Annotated in this window: 20 protein-coding genes and 1 tRNA gene; 15 read left to right on the top strand and 6 right to left on the bottom strand. The window is 39.4% G+C overall.

From position 1 onward, the window contains the following. Nucleotides 1-128: 128 nt before the first annotated feature. From A7P54_RS01430 to A7P54_RS01405, 6 genes are all read left to right on the top strand, one after another. Nucleotides 129-2,159, top strand: coding sequence for an NADPH-dependent 2,4-dienoyl-CoA reductase (locus A7P54_RS01430; protein WP_171548436.1), 2,031 nt, complete (start codon nt 129-131; stop codon nt 2,157-2,159). Between the two features lie 85 nt (nt 2,160-2,244). Then, nucleotides 2,245-2,334: transfer RNA gene (locus tag A7P54_RS01425), tRNA-Ser, on the top strand. Nucleotides 2,335-2,675: 341 nt separating this feature from the next. Beyond that, the gene (locus A7P54_RS01420; RefSeq protein WP_004652852.1) at nt 2,676-2,885 is read left to right on the top strand and encodes a hypothetical protein; all 210 of its coding nucleotides are present in this window, start codon (nt 2,676-2,678) and stop codon (nt 2,883-2,885) included. A 38-nt stretch (nt 2,886-2,923) separates the two neighbouring features. After that, nucleotides 2,924-4,801, top strand: coding sequence for a potassium transporter Kup (locus A7P54_RS01415; RefSeq protein ID WP_171548435.1), 1,878 nt, complete (start codon nt 2,924-2,926; stop codon nt 4,799-4,801). A 545-nt stretch (nt 4,802-5,346) separates the two neighbouring features. After that, nucleotides 5,347-7,008 carry a phosphoethanolamine--lipid A transferase gene (locus A7P54_RS01410; protein WP_171548465.1) on the top strand — a complete coding sequence of 554 codons (1,662 nt, stop codon included), beginning with the start codon at nt 5,347-5,349 and terminating at the stop codon, nt 7,006-7,008. A 245-nt stretch (nt 7,009-7,253) separates the two neighbouring features. Further along, nucleotides 7,254-7,874 carry a thiol:disulfide interchange protein DsbA/DsbL gene (locus A7P54_RS01405; RefSeq protein WP_171548434.1) on the top strand — a complete coding sequence of 207 codons (621 nt, stop codon included), beginning with the start codon at nt 7,254-7,256 and terminating at the stop codon, nt 7,872-7,874. A gap of 213 nt (nt 7,875-8,087) precedes the next feature. Here the strand turns inward: A7P54_RS01405 and xseB are convergent, their stop codons facing one another. The 3 genes from xseB to A7P54_RS01390 form a co-directional block, all read right to left on the bottom strand. Next, nucleotides 8,088-8,285 carry an exodeoxyribonuclease VII small subunit gene (xseB, locus tag A7P54_RS01400; RefSeq protein ID WP_004652856.1) on the bottom strand — a complete coding sequence of 66 codons (198 nt, stop codon included), beginning with the start codon at nt 8,283-8,285 and terminating at the stop codon, nt 8,088-8,090. After that, nucleotides 8,278-9,546 carry an exodeoxyribonuclease VII large subunit gene (xseA, locus tag A7P54_RS01395; RefSeq protein ID WP_171548433.1) on the bottom strand — a complete coding sequence of 423 codons (1,269 nt, stop codon included), beginning with the start codon at nt 9,544-9,546 and terminating at the stop codon, nt 8,278-8,280. Before xseA ends, xseB begins: the two co-directional genes overlap by 8 nt. Before the next feature lie 165 nt (nt 9,547-9,711). Beyond that, nucleotides 9,712-11,070 (bottom strand): amino acid permease, encoded by a 1,359-nt coding sequence (locus A7P54_RS01390; RefSeq protein ID WP_171548432.1) that lies wholly within the window; start codon nt 11,068-11,070, stop codon nt 9,712-9,714. Nucleotides 11,071-11,180: 110 nt separating this feature from the next. Here A7P54_RS01390 and A7P54_RS01385 point away from each other — a divergent pair, with 110 nt between their 5' ends. From A7P54_RS01385 to A7P54_RS01350, 8 genes are all read left to right on the top strand, one after another. Then, nucleotides 11,181-11,438 (top strand): hypothetical protein, encoded by a 258-nt coding sequence (locus A7P54_RS01385; protein ID WP_252728580.1) that lies wholly within the window; start codon nt 11,181-11,183, stop codon nt 11,436-11,438. 226 nt (nt 11,439-11,664) lie between these two features. After that, nucleotides 11,665-12,387, top strand: coding sequence for a hypothetical protein (locus A7P54_RS01380; RefSeq protein WP_252728579.1), 723 nt, complete (start codon nt 11,665-11,667; stop codon nt 12,385-12,387). A 204-nt stretch (nt 12,388-12,591) separates the two neighbouring features. Continuing rightward, the gene (locus A7P54_RS01375; protein WP_216077008.1) at nt 12,592-13,251 is read left to right on the top strand and encodes an amino acid ABC transporter permease; all 660 of its coding nucleotides are present in this window, start codon (nt 12,592-12,594) and stop codon (nt 13,249-13,251) included. Next, entirely contained in the window at nt 13,241-13,912 is a 672-nt protein-coding gene (locus tag A7P54_RS01370; protein WP_005202685.1) for an amino acid ABC transporter permease, read from the top strand. The genes A7P54_RS01375 and A7P54_RS01370 overlap by 11 nt, the downstream gene beginning before the upstream one ends. Then, nucleotides 13,909-14,640 (top strand): amino acid ABC transporter ATP-binding protein, encoded by a 732-nt coding sequence (locus tag A7P54_RS01365; RefSeq protein ID WP_171548430.1) that lies wholly within the window; start codon nt 13,909-13,911, stop codon nt 14,638-14,640. The genes A7P54_RS01370 and A7P54_RS01365 overlap by 4 nt, the downstream gene beginning before the upstream one ends. A 69-nt stretch (nt 14,641-14,709) precedes the next feature. Next, nucleotides 14,710-15,561, top strand: a complete 852-nt coding sequence (locus tag A7P54_RS01360) for a transporter substrate-binding domain-containing protein (protein WP_171548464.1) — start codon at nt 14,710-14,712, stop codon at nt 15,559-15,561. Nucleotides 15,562-15,593: 32 nt separating this feature from the next. Then, entirely contained in the window at nt 15,594-16,460 is an 867-nt protein-coding gene (locus A7P54_RS01355) for a cysteine ABC transporter substrate-binding protein (protein ID WP_171548429.1), read from the top strand. Nucleotides 16,461-16,601: 141 nt separating this feature from the next. Continuing rightward, nucleotides 16,602-17,048 carry a VOC family protein gene (locus A7P54_RS01350; protein WP_171548428.1) on the top strand — a complete coding sequence of 149 codons (447 nt, stop codon included), beginning with the start codon at nt 16,602-16,604 and terminating at the stop codon, nt 17,046-17,048. Between the two features lie 82 nt (nt 17,049-17,130). Here the strand turns inward: A7P54_RS01350 and A7P54_RS01345 are convergent, their stop codons facing one another. Next, nucleotides 17,131-17,910: a TorF family putative porin gene (locus A7P54_RS01345; RefSeq protein WP_171548427.1), complete on the bottom strand. Its 780-nt coding sequence runs from the start codon at nt 17,908-17,910 to the stop codon at nt 17,131-17,133. A 127-nt stretch (nt 17,911-18,037) separates the two neighbouring features. Next, nucleotides 18,038-18,487: a helix-turn-helix domain-containing protein gene (locus tag A7P54_RS01340; protein ID WP_171548426.1), complete on the bottom strand. Its 450-nt coding sequence runs from the start codon at nt 18,485-18,487 to the stop codon at nt 18,038-18,040. A 96-nt stretch (nt 18,488-18,583) separates the two neighbouring features. Here A7P54_RS01340 and A7P54_RS01335 point away from each other — a divergent pair, with 96 nt between their 5' ends. After that, entirely contained in the window at nt 18,584-19,807 is a 1,224-nt protein-coding gene (locus tag A7P54_RS01335; RefSeq protein ID WP_171548425.1) for an MFS transporter, read from the top strand. Nucleotides 19,808-19,877: 70 nt separating this feature from the next. Here the strand turns inward: A7P54_RS01335 and A7P54_RS01330 are convergent, their stop codons facing one another. Beyond that, nucleotides 19,878-20,756 (bottom strand): CopD family protein, encoded by an 879-nt coding sequence (locus tag A7P54_RS01330; protein WP_171548424.1) that lies wholly within the window; start codon nt 20,754-20,756, stop codon nt 19,878-19,880. Nucleotides 20,757-20,792: the final 36 nt, after the last annotated feature.

The raw sequence follows: 20,792 nt of genomic DNA, 5'->3' as shown, positions 1-20,792 counted from the left end.
TTAAGTAGGTTTAAGCCAAATTGACACTTTCAACAGCTAAATTTTTAGATAGAGTCATCCCAAATCAATAAAAAAGTATTAAAGTACTATGCAACAAGTTGCAAAGCCAAAATTATAGAAGGAATACCATGACTAGCTATGCAAATATCTTAAAGCCATTACATTTGGGTTTTACCACCATTAAAAACCGTGTGGTAATGGGTTCGATGCACTCAGGTTTAGAAGATCGTTTCTTTAACTATCCAAAACTCGCTGCTTATTTTGGCGAGCGGGCAAAGGGCGGTGTAGGCCTCATTATCACAGGTGGTATTTCTCCAAACCGTCAAGGCTGGTTGTTGCCAGCGGGCGGAACCATGAATAGCTTGGCGGATATTCCTCATCATCGTTTAGTTACCCATGCAGTACATAAGCATGGCGCGAAGATTTTGATGCAAATCCTGCATTCTGGTCGTTATGGTTATCATCCATTTTCGGTATCTTCCTCTCCGATTCAAGCACCGATCAACCCATTTAAACCACGCCAAATGTCTGACTCTCAGATATTGGCAACGATTGAAGATTATGCACGTTGCGCGAGCTTGGCGAAAAAAGCAGGCTATGATGGCGTCGAAATCATGGGGTCGGAAGGTTATCTAATTAACCAGTTTCTCAGCAGCCATGTGAATAAGCGTACTGACCGTTGGGGTGGTGATATCGACAATCGTATGCGCTTCCCAGTGGAGATCGTCAAAGCGATTCGCGCTAAAGTCGGTGAAAAATTCATTATTGCATTCCGTTTGTCTTTGCTTGATTTAGTACATGATGGCAATACCATGCAAGAAGTGATTGTGGTTGCCAAGGCATTAGAAAAAGCAGGGATTACGCTGTTAAATACAGGGATTGGCTGGCATGAAGCCCGTGTTCCAACGATTGTAACCTCTGTGCCGCGTGCCGCTTTTGTGGATTATACCGCTGCGGTAAAACAGCATGTTTCTGTTCCAGTGATTGCATCGAATCGTATTAATATGCCTGATGTTGCTGAAGAGATTATTGCTTCTGGCAAGGCGGATATGGTGCAAATGGCACGTCCATTCTTGGCAGATGCTTATTGGGTGAATAAGACTGCAACCAATCGTGTGGATGAAATTAATACCTGTATCGCGTGTAACCAAGCGTGTTTAGATCACGCATTTAAAAATGAACGTGTCAGCTGTTTAGTTAATCCGCAAGCGTGCCATGAAACAGAACTGGTTTATATCAAAACCAAAAAACCAAAGCGTATTGCTGTTGTTGGTGGTGGTGTCGCGGGTATGTCTGCTGCCACGGTTGCTGCCAGTCGAGGTCACGCCGTAACTTTATTTGAAGCAAATCATGATGTTGGTGGTCAGTTTAATTTAGCCAAAGTGGTACCTGGAAAAGAAGAATTCCATGAGACCATCCGTTACTTTAAAGTGCAGCTGAAACAAACGGGTGTAGATGTTCGTTTAAATACACGTGTAAATCGTGAACAGTTAGAACGTGAAGGTTTTGATGAAGTGGTTGTGGCTACAGGTGTTGTACCACGTGCATTGAAGATTCAGGGCAGTACAGCACCTCAAGTGTTGTCATATGCAGAAGTATTACGCGGCGCAGAAGTGGGTCATAAGGTTGCTGTGATTGGTGCAGGCGGGATTGGCTTTGATGTATCAGAATTTCTGTTAAAACCACCACATCAACCTCAGCCACAACCCTTAGCAGAATGGCAACGTGAGTGGGGTGTAGATCCAGATCCTAACTATATTTCTGAAGGTGGAATGCAACGTCCAGAAGTTGAAATTCCAGTGCGTCAGATTTATTTATTGCAGCGTAAAACTACACCGCTTGGAATTGGTTTAGGGAAAACCTCTGGTTGGGTACATCGTGCGCAACTGAAAAAACATGCTGTACGTATGTTGCGTGGTGTGCAGTATAAAGCGGTGACCGATGAAGGGTTATGGGTAGAGCATAATGGCCATGATCAATTATTGCGTGTAGATACCATTGTCGTATGCGCGGGGCAGGAATCTGTTAAAGATTTAATGCCTAAAGATGGTGAAAACACTTCGGCGAACTATCATATTATTGGCGGGGCAAAGCTTGCAGCAGAGTTAGATGCCAAGCGCGCGATCCGAGATGGTGCTGAATTAGCCGCAAAACTCTAAAATTGATGAAACATTATGCATTTGAATACATTGCAATTAAATTTCTCTTGTATAAACAGGGTAAGCTTTGTATTCTTACGCACATGGAAGCGTGGCAGAGCGGTTTAATGCACCGGTCTTGAAAACCGACGAGGGTGTGAGTCCTCCGTGAGTTCGAATCTCACCGCTTCCGCCAAATTCAAAAAGCCCTTGTTATTGCAAGGGCTTTTTTCTTATCTGTGTTAATCCCATTTAAATTGGGAATATGAACCAAGGCCATCCCCCCTTACTCTGTGTGATATCGAACAAGTTCAAATATTAAAAAGCAAGCACCTAGAATGCTGGCTTCACTACTATCTGGCCAAAGTAACCCAAACTTAAATTTATTTCTTAAAGTTAGATCTTCGAATGTGGTTTTAGGAGAGCTTGGACATGTTGTGCTTAGATGACGTCACCTAAAAATTTACGCAAATTTTACGCGGCCATTTTTTTAAGTTTATTAAAATACACTTTGCAATCGTTCTTATGGATAGGTTAATGAGTTTCTTTAATACATCTGATCAAAACAATCATTTTCATAACCTGCTTCTTAATAAAAAAGAGGTACTCATGGGTTATCCCGTAGACGTGCTGGTCGAAAAATATGCCGGTGCATCGGAAGAAATACAGCAGATTATTGTTCAGATTCTTAAAGAGAGAGGGTATTCTTCGCGAGAAATAGAGCATATGCTTAAAGAAAATAAATGATCAAAGTTTTGCCCTATAACAGTTAAAGAAAGCTCATTATGCAAAATACTACAAAAAAAGCAGCATTGCCTGCCACAGCGTTGGCAGCGCTCGGGGTGGTCTTTGGAGATATCGGAACAAGTCCTCTCTATGCATTAAAAGAATCCTTCCATGCGGCTCATGGTTTAGGGATTCAGCCTGAAAATGTATTAGGTATTTTGTCGATTATCTTCTGGTGCTTAATGCTGATCATCAGTATTAAATACATCGCGATTGTCATGCGTGCAGACAATAATGGTGAAGGTGGGATCATGGCTTTATTGGCCTTGAACCTGCGTAAAGCGAAATTATCAGAAACAAAAAAAATCTATCTGATTGCGATTGGTTTTATCGGGGCATCTTTATTCTTTGGAGATGGGATTATCACCCCAGCCATATCCGTTCTTTCTGCAGTTGAAGGCTTATCCATTGCCACCAATGTGCTTGATCCCTTCATTGTGCCCATTGCGATCGTGATTGTGACCACGCTGTTTTTGATGCAGAAACATGGCACGGCCTTTGTCGGTAAGTTTTTTGGGCCAATCACTTTAGTCTGGTTTTTGTCACTTGGCATTTTAGGTATTGCCAGTGTGATACAGACACCAGTTGTACTGGGAATGGTGAGTCCACATTGGGCGATACAGTTTATCTTTACTCATCCAGTTCAGTCTTTCTTTATTATGGGTGCTGTAGTGTTAACGGTCACTGGAGGAGAAGCACTATATGCAGACATGGGGCACTTTGGCCCACGTCCGATCCGTTTTGGATGGTTCAGTGTCGTGTTACCTTGCTTGGTTTTAAACTATGCAGGCCAAGGTGCACTATTACTGCGAAATCCAGCAGCGATTGAAAACCCATTCTATTTATTAGTGCCAAGTTGGGCGTTATACCCGATGATTATCTTGGCGACTATGGCGGCAGTGATTGCTTCACAAGCGGTTATTTCTGGAGTGTTTTCCTTGGCACGCCAAGCAATTCAATTGGGTTATTTACCAAGATTAGGGATTAAACATACCTCTGATTCAGAAGAAGGGCAGATTTATGTGCCTTTCCTAAACTGGCTATTGCTGATTGCAATTTTAATTCTAATTTTAATCTTCCAGACCAGTTCAAACCTTGCCAGTGCTTATGGTTTAGCGGTCACATTAACTATGCTGTGCGATACGATTTTGGTTGCAGTCTTTATTTACTATGCATGGAAATGGAGCTTACCGAAGGTATTTCTACTTATTATTCCATTTTTCATTCTAGAGTCAGTTTTGGTTGCCGCTGCATCTTTAAAAATATTCTCAGGCGGTTGGGTGCCATTATTAATTGGCGCCGTAGCAATGATCATTCTAATGACTTGGAAGCGAGGTCGAGAGCTCACTTTTGCCAAGCTTGAACATGACACATTGTCACTCGACTTATTCATAAGAAGTATTGGTGATAGTGTATATCGTGTACCTGGAGATGCCGTATTCCTGACAGGTACGCCGAATGTGGTTCCACATGCTATGTTGCATAATATTAAACATAATAAAGTGTTACATGAACGCAATATTCTGGCGACTGTGGTGATTGAAGATGTTCCTTTTGTCCCGCAAGAAGAGCGTATTCATGTTGAAACTTTAGATCAGCAATTCTATCGGATTAAAATTTTCTATGGCTTTAAAGATGAACCGAATGTGCCTCGTGCATTGGCTCAAGCCTATGAACAGCTAGAGTTTGAATACGATTTGATGCAGATTAGCTTCTTTATCTCACGTGAACGTATCATGCATAGTGTCGGGGATGGCATGGCACCTTGGCGGGAGCATTTATTTATTTCAATGCAACGTAATACCAGTCCAGTCAGTGATTTTTATCAAATCCCGACCAACCGCGTAGTGGAACTGGGTAGCCAGATTGAAATTTAAAAATATATCTCAATTCTTATAATCTGATTGTGATTATATGAGCCAAACTCAAAAAGCCCTTGTGATAACAAGGGCTTTTTGTTGCTTGTGCTTTTCAATCATCATGAATGCTAACACAGGCCTGAGGGAAGAGCATGATATTCAATATGAGAATGTCCAAGCATGATGCTTTCATTTCAGTTTCATTTAAGCAAACCGTTCTATTCTAAAAGCATCGTAAAGCCGTACAAACATCGCTACACCTTTTGCCACATCCTCAGATGTGGTTTTTTTATGCCAGTTTTTGCTGTTTTGACTTTTTTATACAGCTTTCCATACATTAAGTAATCATTATGAATTTAATAGAGATATAAAGATTCACTCTTATATTTAATTTAAGGCTTAATTTTTTAAAATATGACGGGTAAATTACATTTTTGTCATATTCTAAAAACAGATTGGATCTGAGATATACTATTTTAAATAGAGTGATTTTTTATTTTTCTAGATTTTCTAGTTTTTATTTATTTTTAAAAGGCTGGGGTGGCTTTTTTCGGGATTTTAAAATGCTTTGGCTTAAAAAAACACTTGGAAGAGATGTTTCATTATTAACATTTAATTTTATATTGGCAATTTGGTTAGGTCTGTTTTTAAATTTTTCATTCTTTATGAAAATTCAAGACCTAACCCCTTATTCAGGTCTTGAATGTTTTTTATTTTTGATTGCTTCTATATTGGTCGTGATCTTTACATATAATTTTATATTTCAGATTTTTAACTGGCGTTGGACTGCAAAACCCATTGCGATTTTTCTGATCTTAATTGGCGGATTTGCATCCTATACCGTAACTTCACTTGGTGTATGGATTACTTCTGATCAAATCCAGAATATGATGCAAACCAACTTTACAGAAGCACGAGATCTTTGGTCTTGGTATCTTTTGGCTTGGGTCTTGGGACTGATCATTCTGCCTATTTTTGTTGTTGCTAGGGTTAAAATTAGACATGAAGCTAAACCCTTTATGTTTCAATTTACTCAAAAAATTATAACTGCTGTTGTTTCTTTATCTATTGTCATCGTTATGCTGTTTATTTTCTATGTCGATTTTGCAGCTATTTTCCGTGAAAATCGCAGTTTAAAAGGAATGATTTCGCCACAAAATATGATTAGCTCTTTTGTTTCATATTACAAAAAGAAGGCACCAAAAAAGAATCAACCCTTCATCAGTTATGGTGAAGATGCCAAGCTTTTACAACGTGAAAATGCATTACCCAAACTGATGGTGCTTGTGGTGGGTGAAACAGCCAGAGCTGAAAATTTCTCTTTAAATGGGTACAGCAAACTCACCAATCCTGAAATGGCTCAACAAGACATCTTGAATTTTTCTAAAGTGAGTTCGTGTGGCACGGCAACGGCTGTTTCTGTTCCCTGTATGTTTTCAGGGATGCCACGTAAATCCTATGATGAGCGCTTAGCCATTCGCAGAGAGGGCTTACTCGATATTGCGCAACGTGCTGGTTATCAGGTCACTTGGATTGAAAATAATTCTGGTTGCAAGGGTGTTTGTGACCGGGTTGAAATGTATAAGATTGCAGAACCGATTCAGAAAAAATGGTGCAAGGGCGGAGAATGTTTTGATGAGATTTTAATTGATAGTTTGCAATCCTATCTAAAATCGATTCCTCAAGGGGATACACAACCTCGTTTGCTTGTACTACATCAATTAGGCAGTCATGGTCCAGCTTATTACAAGCGCGTCCCACCCCAATTTAAAGTTTTTAGGCCCACATGTGATACCAATGCTATTCAAGGCTGTAGTCGTGAAGCTTTGCAAAATACCTATGACAATACTTTGTTATATACCGATTATATCTTGAGCCAACTGGTTGAAACTTTAAAACAGAATACACAATATGAAACAGGCTTATGGTATTTGTCTGATCATGGGGAATCCACAGGTGAAAGTGGGATGTATTTACACGGAGCCCCCTATATGATTGCACCTCAACAGCAAACACATATTCCGATGATCATGTGGTTTTCAGCACTTTGGAAACAGTCTAATCCTGAGCAGATAAAATGTTTGTTGAATCAAAAAAATGAAGTATTGAGTCAGGATAATTTATTTCCAACCATGTTAAGTTTATTGGATATAAAAACGAAAGTTATTGATGCTGAAACAGATATGCTAGCGACTTGTTCATCCATAGCGCGTAAAGTTAATTAAGTAGACGAATTTGTTTATTTTTGTGATGTAATATTTATTTTAATCCTAAGTGTATGGTAAAAATGACAGCTTCACGATATACATTCCTCCAGTGAAATATTTATATCGTTATCCCATTCATTTTTCGAAATGTTTGGGATTTTTTAAATGAGTAATCATTAAATCGAGGTTGATGTCTGATTAAAATATTTATTTTAATGCAGATATTACCTCGTTTAGAAGTGACTGTAAGAGCTATAAATTTAATGAAACATTTTATTTTAACCAGCGCGGCTGCAATTGTTGCAGTATGTTCAACACAGAGTATGGCCGCGGATTTTATTGCCGGTAAAGATTATACCGTGGTTCAAAATCCAGTAAAAACATCAGCGCCAGCCAATACAATCGAAGTGAGAGAGTTTTTCTGGTATGGATGCTCTTATTGCTTTAAATTAGAACCACATATGCAGTCTTGGTTAAAGACCATTCCTAAAGATGTTTACTTTCTGCGTACGCCAGCGGCAATGAACCCGATGTGGGAGCAGGGTGCGCGTGCATATTATGTGAGTGAGGCTTTAGGTGTACGTAAACGTACCCATCTACCTTTATTCCATATCAATTTTTCAGGTAAGGAAAAGGTTTTACAAAAAGAGGCTTTTGCTAAGTTTTTTACACAATATGGCATTCCTGAGGCTAAATTTAATAGCAGCTATGATTCTTTCCCGATTACAGCAAAAATTGCAGAATCAAACCAATTGGCGCAAAAATATCAACTTACGGGCGTTCCAGCTGTTGTAGTCAATGGTAAATATATCGTCCAAGGCGGGGATAATAAAGTTGTTCAAGTTGTTGAATATCTGGTGAATAAAGAGCGTAAGGCTCAGTAATTTTGGTGTTTAAACTCTATAGCAGACCTTTAAAGGCTGTGTCGTAAATCAAGCACGTATGAAGGTGTTGTCAGTACGATTGCTACAACACTTCTTCGTTTATAAAATTGTTCACGATTTAAAATAAAGAGAGCGAGCCAGCGCCACATCGTTTTGCGGCCTTGTCATGGTTTTATACGACTCATGATCAAACAGACTTCTTTATACTAAAAATTAGCTCTCTTTAAAGGTTTCATTCAATGCTTGTTGCACTGCATCTACACGTGATTTACAGGCTTTATATGCATTCATTGACTCCTCAACAATCTTCATTAAGTTATCAATATCAGGTTCTTCCTGAGCTTCGAGCAGCGCCGCATTTTTTTTGAGTAGGCTATAACCGTCTTTAAAGCTTAATTCTTTTTTACTCATGATCAATGACCTCTTTGATATGACTTACATTGGCATGGATATAACCATCATGCATTTCAACCGCAATGCTTGAGCCGACTTGTTGCACAGAGCGAATCGCTTTGTTTTCACTACGCACAATGGCATAGCCTTTAGCTAAAACATGCTTGGGATTTTGCAGTAATGTTTCCCGCATCAAGGCTTCGATTTGAGTCGAGGCTGTTTTAATTTGCTGTTTCGCAAAATATTGCAGGGTTGATTTAGCAACTTGAAGGTGTAAATTACTGGCGCTGATTTGATTCTCAGCCTGTGATTTGATAACACTCATCAATCGATCATTTTGATTTTGATAGGCGGTAATCTGATGTTGAGACAGTAGTTTGATGGTTTGGAGATGATTGACGACATCTTGTGAGCGTTCTGCAATCAGATTCCGAATTCCTGCAATGACTTTACTGGGTGTATCAAAGGAACGATGTGCAATCTCATCTAAAATGGTTCGGTCTTTTTCATGTCCAATACCGACCCAGATCGGGACTTTGCGTTTACACAGCAAGGCAGCCAGATCATAGTCATTTAAATAAGCTAAATCGTTGACTGCACCACCACCACGAATGATCACGATCAGATCTGGCGGTAGGGTATAATCTTTTGCCCACTGGCGTAGCCCTGAGCCTAAAGACTCCATAATACTGTGTGCGGCGGTATTACCTTGAAAAGTCGCGGTGTGATAAACAAATTGACAGACACCGGCTTGATATAATGCATCGGCATCTTTCTTGAAGTCACCTAAACCTGCTGCATTTTCCGGAGCAATCACCAGTACATTTTCAATATCAAAAGGTGCAGGCAGTTCTTTATTCAAATGTACCAGACCTTCATTGCTTAATCGCGCTAGAATCTGTTGATAGCGTTTCGCAATATCGCCCAAGGTAAAGCTTGAGTCGATATCTTCAATATTGACTGAAAAGCCATATTGAGGATCAAAACGAGCCTTGATTTTAATCAGGACATTTAAATCTTTTGATAGTTCAATCCCACTTTCACGCTCAAATTTAAGCACCATTTTAGCCGCAGTGAATTTCCAAATCGTGGCTTTACAGCTTGCGATGACTTTATCGGTATCTTGTTCCTTTTCAGCCAGCTCAAGATAGTAATGCCCACCTTTAATATTTAAATTCCGAATCTCCGCTTTGACCCAGACAGGCTCATCAAAAGACAGGCGAATGACTTCCTGTACTGCTGAGAGATAATCGCTAAGAGAGAATTGAGGTTCGGACATTGGATTGAGTGATAAAGGGGACAGCTCTATAGTAGCAAATTGAGTCAGCTGATAACAAATCAGGCCTAAGATGTCGAAACTTATGCTTCAGATAGAAAGTAGAGAGAAAATGCATCTACAGCTTATTCCTGTTAAGTACTGTAGATGCGAATAAGTGGTCATGCTTTAAAGCGATTTATTCCATTTCAAGACTTTAAATAATCCGAACATAAATATGATCCAGACCGGAATTAGAATCACAGACTCTTTAAAGCCTTGGGTCCACATGATGTACAGAATCATGACAATAAAGGTGAGAACCAGATAGTTGCTAAGTGGCGAGAACAAGGCTGGAAATTTTACAGTTTTGCCTTCTAATCGAATAGCCTGTTTAAATTTCAAATGAGTAAAACTAATAATCGCCCAGTTTAGAACTAAGGCAGCGACAGCCATATACATCAAGTGGCTTAGCGCTTGTTCTGGCACAAAATAGTTTAGTAAGACACAACCAAAAATCAAGATAGAAGAAAAGATTACCGCTGGTATTGGTACGCCTTGCTTGCTGACTTTGGCAAAAATCTTAGGGGCATTACCTTGTACTGCAAGCCCGAACAGCATACGACTATTGGCATACATGCCGCTGTTATAAACCGAGAGTGCTGCGGTCAAAATAATAAAATTGAGTAAATGCGCCGCCCAATCAATGCCCAATTGACTGAAAATCATCACGAAAGGGCTTTTGTCCAAACCACCCAGATCAAGTTGATTCCAAGGAATCAAAGACATGATGATGGCCAGCGACGCTACATAAAAAATCAAGATTCGGAAAATTACCTGATTAATGGCTTGAGGAATACTTTTTTCTGGATTTTCAGCTTCAGCTGCAGTCATACCGATCAATTCAATGCCGCCAAAGGCAAACATTAAAAAGGCCAACATGTAAAACAAGCCTGAGAAGCCATGCGGAAAAAATCCGCCGTGTTGCCATAAATTGGTGAAACTTGCGGTTGAATCAGCTCCAGCGGTCAGTAATAGGTACAAACCAAACAGGATCATTGAAATGACGGCAACAACCTTGATAATGGCCAACCAGAATTCGGATTCGCCATAAAATTTCACATTGCCCATATTTAAGCAGGTGACGACAATGAAGAAGAAAAAAGTCGAGATCCACGCAGGAATATGTGGCCACCAATAGTGGATATATTTGGCAATCGCTGTCAGCTCAGTCATTGCCACTAAAATATAAACCACCCAGTAATTCCAACCCGACAAGAAGCCAGCAAAGTTTCCCCAATATTTTTGTGAGAAATAGCTGAACGAACCAGCAACAGGTTCTTCTACAATCATTTCACCCATTTGTCGCATGATTAGAAATGCGATCAAACCGACAATGGCATAGCCTAAAATAATCGAAGGGCCTGCGGACTGGATTGCCTGAGCTGAGCCTAAAAACAGACCTGTACCCACCGCACCACCCATCGCAATCAATTGGATGTGGCGGTTTTTTAGTCCACGTTTTAATTGGGGAGAGGAATTACTCAAAATACGCTGCGCTGAATAAAAAGAAGTGATTGTAATGGATAGAGAGCGGATCGACTAGTTTGAAGATTAGATTCTGATCAATAGGCAAAATATAATCATGAGATGCTGATATGGGGACGCTTTATATAGTCGGGTTTAATGAGAAACAACCTTATGGCTATCAATGGACAGAATTTGATTGTAATTCTACTACTGATTTCTATCTTCGTAGTTTAATCAAAAGATCAATTCAGGATAGCCATCCAAAGATTTATGAAAAAATTACAGAAGAGCTATTTGTTGAGCAAATCAGATTTGATGGGCTATCTTCACAGCAATTTATTGATATTGTATTTGCTATTAGAACAGCAATAAGCTCAAATGAATAATCAGAAACGCAAAGGCAAGGCGCAAAAATTTGGGATACGGCAATTGAACCGCTTGTTATGCTGGATGAAAGATATCATCTTTATTTTAAGATAAAATAGACTCTTATACACAGCTTTGGTTTTGATTCTAAAAATTGAAAATAGAAATGGTTGTGCCAAGCCTGTACTGAGTTTAGAGAATAAAGTTATTTAGATGGGCTAAAATAAGAGGAGAATGAAAACGATTATGAATTCAGATTTAAATGAAAAAGATTCTCCTTTCGCTATTATTTTAAAAGGTTTTTCAACTTTTGGGCTAATATTTGTTTTTTCTGGTTTTTATTTAGGACTTTCTGTTGAATTATATAGCTATACTGGGCTTAATATAGATAATATTGCTCTAGCTGTCTGGTATATAACATATTTTTATGTCGCATACTTATTTGGTTTTTGTATATTGAAGCAAGTGTATATACGTAATAAAGATAATATTTGTTTTGATAAAGTTCGAATTTTAATTTACTTTTTATTAGCTTCTTATTATTTTTTAATATTTCCTCGATATTATTTTTTGGATGGTACGCACGAATTATATGGTTTTAGGCTTATGCTGGGTTTTATATATCCTTTTTGGATACTAACACCATTATTTTTTTATGATTCAAGAGTTAAATTCAATGTATATTTATGTATTGTACTTTGCATAGCGGAAATTATATTTTGGATTTTATTTTTTAAGGTAAATTTTTCTGATTTCTATAAAAGATCAACTTTTGTTAGTGTGATGATTAGCTCACTTATATTTACTCTAACTTTCCCTTGGTATCTATCATGGTTACAAAAAATAGATGTTGATAAATGGGGCGCTCCATTTTTTTTAAAACAAGAGAGAATTATCTCTAAGATTTTATCTTGGATAGCAATGGTATTAGGTGGTCTATTTATGTTTATGTTCTATTTGTGCTTTTAATTTAATGGTTAAATCTGTAAATTCTGGGAAAATTCCCAGAATTTTTTATAAACTGAATTGAGATATAGCTCATCATCCAAATTTCAGCAAAGCTTAGCAAATAATAATATTTCATGTGAAATTTCAATCAGCATAGACTCATCCAAAGATAAATAACAACAACGTATTTATCAAAAGAATCAATTTTACATTCGGATGTTTTCTTTGGATTGGCAGTATATACAGAGCGTGCTGCCGCAGTTCTATGCGGCCACCCTCATGACCTTAAAAATCTCCTCTATTGGTATCGTGTTATCCATTTTATTTGGGTTGATCTGTAGCGTAATCAGTACCTATCAGGTTCGAGTACTGAATAAAATTGTCAAAATCTATATCGAGGTTTCCCGCAATACACCCTTGCTCATTCAGCTCTTTTTCCTCTACTACGGTTTGCCCAAGATTGGCATCAAACTCGATGGATTTACCTGCGGTGTGATTGGTCTGACTTTTCTAGGTGGTAGCTATATGGCGGAAGCCTTTCGTGCTGGTCTGCAGTCAGTTGCACAAGGACAAATTGATTCTGCTCGAAGTGTGGGTTTAAACGCCGTGCAAGTCTTTCAATATGTGGTGTTTCCACAGGCATTGTCGCTGTCTATTCCAGCCATTGGTGCGAACTGCTTATTTCTGATTAAAGAAAGCTCCATCTTGAGTGCCATTGCTGTGGTTGAACTCCTGTTTGTGACCAAAGACCTGATTGGCATGGATTACAAAACCACAGAAGCGCTATTCCTATTAATCATGGCCTATCTGATCATCTTGTTACCTGTATCAGCTTTAACAAGTTATTTGGAATACCGCAGTCGGAAGGTGAGCCATGGGACTTGAGTATTTATTTCAACCGAGCCATATCGAACGTTTACTGTATGGCTTGTTGCAAACCATCGAAATTGCATTTCTGTCCGTATTTTTATCTGCCATTTTCGGGACAATTTTTGGGGTGATCATGACCTCAAAAAATGTGTTGGTCAAAATCCTGTGCCGTTTCTATCTCGAGACTATACGAATTGTGCCAATCCTCGTCTTATTGTTTGTTTTCTATTTTGGTTTTGCGACATGGTTTAACTGGCAGTTGTCATCGTTTTGGGTTTGTATTTTTGTATTTACCTTATGGGGAACTGCGGAAATGGGTGATCTGGTTCGCGCCTCGATCACCTCGATTGATCAGCATCAACGGGATTCTGCCTATGCCATGGGCTTGAATCATATCCAAGCTTTAACTTATGTGATTTTCCCACAAAGTTTAAAACGGGTAACACCTGGTGCATTAAATCTGTTTACCCGCATGATTAAAACCAGTTCATTAGCTGTACTGATCGGGATGGTGGAAGTTCTGAAAGTGGGGCAGCAGATTATTGAGAACTCATTATTGACGGTACCCAGTGCATCACTGTGGATTTACGGTTTCATCTTTATTCTTTATTTCCTGATTTGTTATCCATTATCGCTTTTAGCAGCGCATTTAGAAAAAGTGTGGGAGAACGCATGACTTTGTTATCGATACAGCATTTACACAAGTTTTATAAACAAAGTCATATTTTGCATGGCATTGATTTAGACGTACAACAAGGCGAAGTGGTGGTGATTTTGGGACCATCAGGTTGTGGAAAAAGTACCTTGCTACGCTGCATCAATGGATTGGAACCCATTCAAGAAGGTGAAATTCACCTTAAAGATGTGGGTGTATTAGGGCAGGACTTGCCGTGGGATAACGTACGCCAACAGGTCGGAATGGTGTTCCAGAACTATGAATTATTCAAGCATATGAATGTGATTGATAACATTCTGCTGGGTCCGCTAAAAGCGCAAAAACGCCAACGAGCAGAAGTAGAACAACTGGCAGATCAATTGTTGCAGCGCGTGGGGTTAATCGATCGTAAATATGATTATCCCTCCAATTTATCGGGTGGTCAGAAACAGCGGATTGCCATCGTCCGTGCTTTGGTGATGCAACCGAAAGTGATCTTACTGGATGAAATTACTGCAGCCTTAGATCCTGAAATGGTGCGGGAAGTCCTAGATGTGGTGCTGAAACTGGCGCAGGAAGGCATGACCATGTTGATTGTGACCCATGAAATGGGTTTTGCCCGCAAAGTGGCGGATCGCATTATTTTCATGGATAAGGGCAAGATCATTGAACAAAGCTCGCCAGAAGCATTTTTTCAGCATCCGCAGACGGAACGCGCGAGAACCTTTTTAAATATTTTGAATTATTAAAAGCAATAAGAGGACTTTATGAAATTGAATTTAGCAATTGGGCAACAGCACTCTTTTTCAAAAACAAAAATGTTTGGTCTGGGCATCACTTGCGTATTGATGACAGCTGTGTTGACGGGCTGTAATCAACCCGCTTCCTCAGAGCCCAAAGCTACGGCACAAGATACTTCACTGGAACAGATTCGGAAAAATGGTGTCTTGCGAGTTGGCGTATTTGCCGACAATCCACCTTTTGGTTATGTCGATAGTGCGGGCAAAAATCAGGGCTTTGATGTGGCCTTAGCAAAGCGTGTCACTCAAGGTTTACTGGGTGATGAAAATAAAATTCAGTTTGTGGTGGCAGAAGCTGCCAATCGGGTTGAGTTTTTAAAGTCAGGAAAAGTTGATGTGGTTTTTGCCAGCTTTTCGGTGACGCCAGAGCGGCAACAGGTGGTTGATTTTTCCGAGCCTTATTTGAAAGCCTCCTTAGGGATTGTCTCACCCAAAGCCAAAGCCATTACCGATGTTAAAAGTCTCGAAGGCAAAACTTTAATTGTGAATAAGGGCTCAAGCTCAGAGATCTATTTCAGTAAAAACTATCCCAAAATTCATTTATTGAAATTTGGACAAAATACCGATGCGTTTAATGCACTGATCGATGGTCGGGGCGATGCCATTTCACAAGACAGTACCTACGCACTGGCATGGGCAGCCAAGAATCCGAATTATGTAGCGGGTATTCCACAGATTGGTAACGAAGATTTTATTGCAGCAGGTGTGAAGAAGGGCAATACCCAATTACTGCACTGGCTCAATAATGAAATCAAACAGCTCAGGGCGACAGGTGAAGTTCAAAAGATTTATGACCAAACTTTGAAGCCAATTTATGGCGAAAAAGTGAACCCCAATATCTTTTTAGATGTTGATAGCACTAAGCAATAACAGATTTTTAGAACACTAAAAAAGGTGAACGTATGCAAACAATAACATTGTCAAATATTCAAAAATTACTGCTGGCTTCTATATTCAGTTTAGGATTGACGGCGTGTAATAAAAATCCACAGTCAGCAGAGAAATCGGCTGAGGCCTCAACGCAAGTCTCCAGCATTGAGCAGATCAAGAAAAATGGGGTGGTGCGTATTGGTGTGTTTAGTGACAAGCCACCGTTTGGTTATCTGGATGCACAAGGTAAAAATCAGGGCTTTGATGTGGAAATTGCCAAACATGTGGCTAAAGATTTATTGGGTGATGAAAATAAAGTTCAGTTCGTACTGACAGAAGCTGCCAATCGAGTTGAATATCTAAAAGCCAATAAGGTCGATATTATTTTTGCTAATTTCACCGTGACACCTGAACGTGAACAGGTGGTTGATTTTGCTAAACCTTATTTAAAAGTAGCGTTGGGTGTGGTGTCTCCTAAAGACAAGCCGATTACTGATATTGCCCAATTAAAGGATCAAATTCTATTGGTGAATAAGGGTACGACAGCCGACTCATTCTTTAGTAAGCAACATCCAGAAATTAAGTTGCAAAAGTATGAGCAAAATACTGAAACGTTTGATGCCTTAAAAGATAGTCGTGGTGTAGCGTTAGCACATGACAATCTTCTAGTTTTAGCTTGGGCAAAAGAGAATCCAAACTATACGGTTGGCATTACTAATCTTGGCGAGCAGGATTTGATTGCACCAGCGGTACAGAAGGGCAATAAAGAATTATTGGATTGGTTAAATCAAGATCTAGAGAAATTAGCCAAACAAGGTGTGATCCATCAGGCTTATGAAAAGACTTTAAAACCTGTTTATGGTGATGGTATTCCTGCTAAAGATTTAATTATTGAATAATCATTTTCTATGATCTAAGAGCCAAGCGAGGTTGAATCTTGCTTGGCTTTTTTATAGCTGTAAACCGATGTGTATTACAAAGTATAGACAGTGGTCAAAAAAACTGCCGATTAGAATGAAAAAAACACAGAGAAAAAGCAGATGCAAAGTACAGAAATAGATTTTATTGTGAAAGACACCATGACTGCATTGGCGTTTTATGAGCGGGTTTTTGAGGTCGTAAGAATTGAAGTCGGTGATTTTGTGCTTGGACAAAATAGTGTGATTATGAGTATTCATGGCGTTCATTTTCATATGCTAGATGAAAACCCAGATTTCCAATTGCTTGCACCTACCCAAGAAAGCTATATCCCGATTTGGTTTAATATTACGGTCACTGATATCGAGCAAACCTTACAGCAAGCAGTTGATGCGGGTGCCGCGGTGATTCAAGCAGTGCAGGATATGCCTAAAATGGGCATCAAAAACGCGATGTTTAAAGATCCTTTTGGCTATATGTGGTTATTACATCAGATACTTGAAGTCGTAGATTATGAAACTCGGGCTCAATTATTGGAGCAACAAGGTTTTCAGCGTAAATCCAGTTAGAACGAATCAGTCAAATCAATGCGATGTCATACAGCAAGCCTGCATATTGGTTGATGCTTGCTGTACTTCGCTTATCTTTATTCTAAAAGGACTTGGTCAGGCTAAACACGGCGGCAGTTTTAACGCCTTTTTTATTGCTATCTGAATAACCAGAGCTATCAAGGTTGGTTCCAATTGCAGCCAGTTCCGCACTTAAGTTCATCGGTTTATAGCTATAATTTGTGCCAATTTTCCAATCGAAGAAATGATCTTTAGGATCTCCACCATAAATTTCTTGGCTTGCTTTGGAATAGCCTAAGCTGGCAACGACACCAAAGTTGGTTTCGGCAATGGGAGTGCTATATAAAAGGTTAAAATACCAATTTTTGACATTTTCACCTATGCTTTGGCGAGTGGCTTTGCCTCCATATTGCGGGGTATAGCTCACACTCGGTGTAAAGCTATCATTATCGTTCAAAGCATTATTGATGATTAGTTTGAGATAATACTCATTATAATTTAAGTCGCTTTTACCGACATAATGATAACGCAGCATACCGAGATCAAGAGTGGGTTGGAATTTCCCTAAGTTGATTGGAGTCGTATAGCCAATAAAAGGATCGAGTTCTAAGTGTGCTTCATCACCAAAATCGACATTTGATGCAAAAGCCGAGGCATAGAATCCTGAGGAATGACTTAAAAGAAAGTTGCCTTGCAACGCTGCATCACTTTTGGTTTGAGTTTGACCACGCCAGCGATATTCACTGGCCAAAGCGACATTGCCACTCAGCACTAAATTCGATGTTGCGGGCTGATCTGATGCTAACGCATCGTTTGAGGCTAAAACAGTTGTAAAAACCAGCACACAATGAAAACCTTTCATAACATCCTCAGCATATGAGTTAAATTTGATGTGATGTATATTAGGTTTTAATTGATTGATAAATAATAAAATGATCGTAAATTCTGCGTAAAGAAAGCATAAATTTTTAACGCATATTTTATAGATGCTATAGATTCACTTTTAATACTTCTGTGGTACTGGTGCTTAAAAGATTTCCCTCATTTGAGGTGGGTATCATCAATGGAACAGGTTTTCCTGTTGATTTTTCAATCAGGACAGAATGCGCTTCATTTTCCCCAAATAAATATTGTTCACCCCATTGGCGTAATGCAACCACAATCGGGAACAGCTGTTTTCCTTTATCCGTCAAAATATATTCTTGATAGGCTGTGCCATCAGACGCAGCTCGCAGTTCCAGAATTTCAGCATCAATTAATTTATGTAGTCTGTGGGACAAAATATTACGTGCAACACTCAGACTACGTTGTAGATCACCAAAGCGATGTATCCCATCCATCACATCTCGAATAATCAGCAATGACCAACGATCTCCAATCACATCAACACAACGTGCAACAGGACAAGGTTCATCTACGGAAATTTTATCGAGTGACATCGCATTCTCGGAACAGTTAGATCAGACTAGTTGCATTTTAAAACTAGATGACTTATTGTTCAACTAGTTTTAATTTGAAACTAGTTTGGTGCTGCGATGACTAGTCCCTATACATCGGCTTTAACAAAAAATGAAAAGCATTGTTTAATCCAACCCAAAAAATTGCCGACCAGTTTGGTGTGGCTATTTGCCATAGCAAGTGGTCTGAGTGTTGCCAATGTTTATTATGCACAACCATTGCTTGATGCAATTGCAACGGATTTGGCAATCAGTTATGCCGCTGTTGGTAGTGTCATTCTCGTGACGCAAATGGGTTGTGCGATCGCTTTATTGTTGTTAGTTCCATTGGGGGATCGAGTCGATCGCAGGCGATTAATGCTATTACAGCTATTCGGATTGGTGCTTGCATTGACTGCTGTAAGTATCACTAAAACGGCTGTAGGCATATTTGCAAGTATGTTTGCTGTTGGCATGTTAGGGACTGCCATGACGCAGGGACTGATTGCCTATGCTGCAAGTGTTGCCGAATCCCATGAGCGTGGATATGTCGTAGGTACAGCACAAAGTGGCGTGTTTATCGGATTGTTATTAGCACGTGTTTTTGCTGGAGGTGTGAGCGATTTAGCTGGATGGAGGAGCGTATATTTTTGTGCGGCAACACTGATGTTGATGATTGCAGTACCCCTATGGAAATCCCTGCCAGTACAATCCAACACACTAAATACGCTGGCATATTCTCGCTTGATTTTGTCGATGTTAAGTTTGCTTTATCAAAATAAACTCTTACAAATACGAGGCATATTGGCATTGCTGATGTTTGCAGTGTTTAATATTTTTTGGAGTGCATTGGCTTTATTGTTGAGTTCTCCTCCTTATCAGTATTCACATACCGCTATTGGTGCATTTGGTTTGGTTGGGGCACTGGGGGCATTAATGGCCACAAAAGCTGGACAATGGGCAGATCAAGGCTTTGCACAAAGAACCAGTGCTTTTGCCTTGCTCGTCATCTTATTGTCTTGGTTGGCATTCGCTCAAATGGAATACTCAATTGTGGCATTAATCATCGGTATTTTATTACTGGATCTGGGCGGGCAAGCTTTACATGTCACCAATCAAAGCATGATCTTACAAACTGGACAGGACAATCAAAGCCGCTTAATTGGACTGTATATGTTGTTCTATGCCGCAGGCAGTGGATTAGGAGCAATCACTACAACCATCACCTATGCAAAAGCGGGATGGTATGGCGTTTGTCTACTGGGTGCCTGCGGAAGTCTAATGGCATTATCATTTTGGTACTTAACGCGGCATGCTAAATAGTCATTAGGCACTGTGTAGAAACATAAGGTGAATTGAGAGATATTAAAATCAGCATCAACATTATAGTAAATCACTCAATCCCGACCACAGTCGTGATATATGCAGTTGTTATTAAAATCATTAAACCCAATAACATTTCAAATAGGATTGCATAACCCAACTGTTTTGCAAATTGGGGCTGTTGCAAACGTGGAGTGAAATACCATTTATTAAAAGCAGCTAATAATAAGATGCTAAAAACAAATAACAGTTTAATGATAAACCCTTGTCCATAAGGCGTTGTGAGGAGGGTATCAAAATCCTTAAACAAGAGCAGGGCAATGCTGGCGCCACATGCAATTAATATCGCCACAATAAAGGCTGCAATCCGCCCAAATAAATGCATCGCCTGCTTTAATGGCAGTCCATTGATGCTGTGGCTGGTTTTCCAAAGTGGGTACAAAGACCCCATCCATACAGACATGACCAGTACATGGATGGTCAATAAAAACTGAGCAAAAATGGATAAATTGGTGACATGACCCAGTTGAGAAAAACTATATACAATAAGCACTAAGAGTATAGCGAAGATGATTTTCTCAAAGCTTCTGATACGGGTATTTTTTTGATGGAGTTTCACTAAAAGCAGTGCAAGAATTAGCGCAAAGCTGATAATACGAATCAGATGAATATGCCCCGTTGAGGTATTCAGTATAATATTGATATAGGTCAAATCAAACATGCCGAAGAGGCCGCTGTTTGCAAAGCTACCAATCAAAAGCAAGAAAGCTAACGCGCTAGAGATCAATCCTAACACTGCACCCAATGTCATATATTGGACAATGGTACTTTTTATTGCAGTATAACGGCCTAGTAGGAAATAACAGAATGAACCACCAATGACCATAATCATGCCGAGATAAAGGCTTATTTTGTTAAACCAAGCGGCAAATATCCAATATTCAGACATTATTTTTATTCCTTGGGATGAACAACTTACTCATTG

The sequence above is a fragment of the Acinetobacter sp. Ac_3412 genome, from assembly GCF_013072675.1.
In the GTDB taxonomy this organism is placed as follows: Bacteria; Pseudomonadota; Gammaproteobacteria; order Pseudomonadales; family Moraxellaceae; genus Acinetobacter; species Acinetobacter higginsii.
This window is presented reverse-complemented; position numbering and strand designations above follow the sequence as displayed.

Bases quoted from the DNA above. Each gene is read 5' to 3' on its own strand.
- A7P54_RS01430 (WP_171548436.1), top strand. From the start codon at position 129: ATGACTAGCTATGCAAATATCTTAAAGCCATTACATTTGGGTTTTACC.
- A7P54_RS01420 (WP_004652852.1), top strand. From the start codon at position 2,676: ATGAGTTTCTTTAATACATCTGATCAAAACAATCATTTTCATAACCTG.
- A7P54_RS01415 (WP_171548435.1), top strand. From the start codon at position 2,924: ATGCAAAATACTACAAAAAAAGCAGCATTGCCTGCCACAGCGTTGGCA.
- A7P54_RS01410 (WP_171548465.1), top strand. From the start codon at position 5,347: ATGCTTTGGCTTAAAAAAACACTTGGAAGAGATGTTTCATTATTAACA.
- A7P54_RS01405 (WP_171548434.1), top strand. From the start codon at position 7,254: ATGAAACATTTTATTTTAACCAGCGCGGCTGCAATTGTTGCAGTATGT.
- xseB (WP_004652856.1), bottom strand. From the start codon at position 8,285: ATGAGTAAAAAAGAATTAAGCTTTAAAGACGGTTATAGCCTACTCAAA.
- xseA (WP_171548433.1), bottom strand. From the start codon at position 9,546: ATGTCCGAACCTCAATTCTCTCTTAGCGATTATCTCTCAGCAGTACAG.
- A7P54_RS01385 (WP_252728580.1), top strand. From the start codon at position 11,181: ATGGGGACGCTTTATATAGTCGGGTTTAATGAGAAACAACCTTATGGC.
- A7P54_RS01380 (WP_252728579.1), top strand. From the start codon at position 11,665: ATGAATTCAGATTTAAATGAAAAAGATTCTCCTTTCGCTATTATTTTA.
- A7P54_RS01370 (WP_005202685.1), top strand. From the start codon at position 13,241: ATGGGACTTGAGTATTTATTTCAACCGAGCCATATCGAACGTTTACTG.
- A7P54_RS01365 (WP_171548430.1), top strand. From the start codon at position 13,909: ATGACTTTGTTATCGATACAGCATTTACACAAGTTTTATAAACAAAGT.
- A7P54_RS01360 (WP_171548464.1), top strand. From the start codon at position 14,710: ATGTTTGGTCTGGGCATCACTTGCGTATTGATGACAGCTGTGTTGACG.
- A7P54_RS01355 (WP_171548429.1), top strand. From the start codon at position 15,594: ATGCAAACAATAACATTGTCAAATATTCAAAAATTACTGCTGGCTTCT.
- A7P54_RS01350 (WP_171548428.1), top strand. From the start codon at position 16,602: ATGCAAAGTACAGAAATAGATTTTATTGTGAAAGACACCATGACTGCA.
- A7P54_RS01345 (WP_171548427.1), bottom strand. From the start codon at position 17,910: ATGAAAGGTTTTCATTGTGTGCTGGTTTTTACAACTGTTTTAGCCTCA.
- A7P54_RS01340 (WP_171548426.1), bottom strand. From the start codon at position 18,487: ATGTCACTCGATAAAATTTCCGTAGATGAACCTTGTCCTGTTGCACGT.
- A7P54_RS01335 (WP_171548425.1), top strand. From the start codon at position 18,584: ATGACTAGTCCCTATACATCGGCTTTAACAAAAAATGAAAAGCATTGT.
- A7P54_RS01330 (WP_171548424.1), bottom strand. From the start codon at position 20,756: ATGTCTGAATATTGGATATTTGCCGCTTGGTTTAACAAAATAAGCCTT.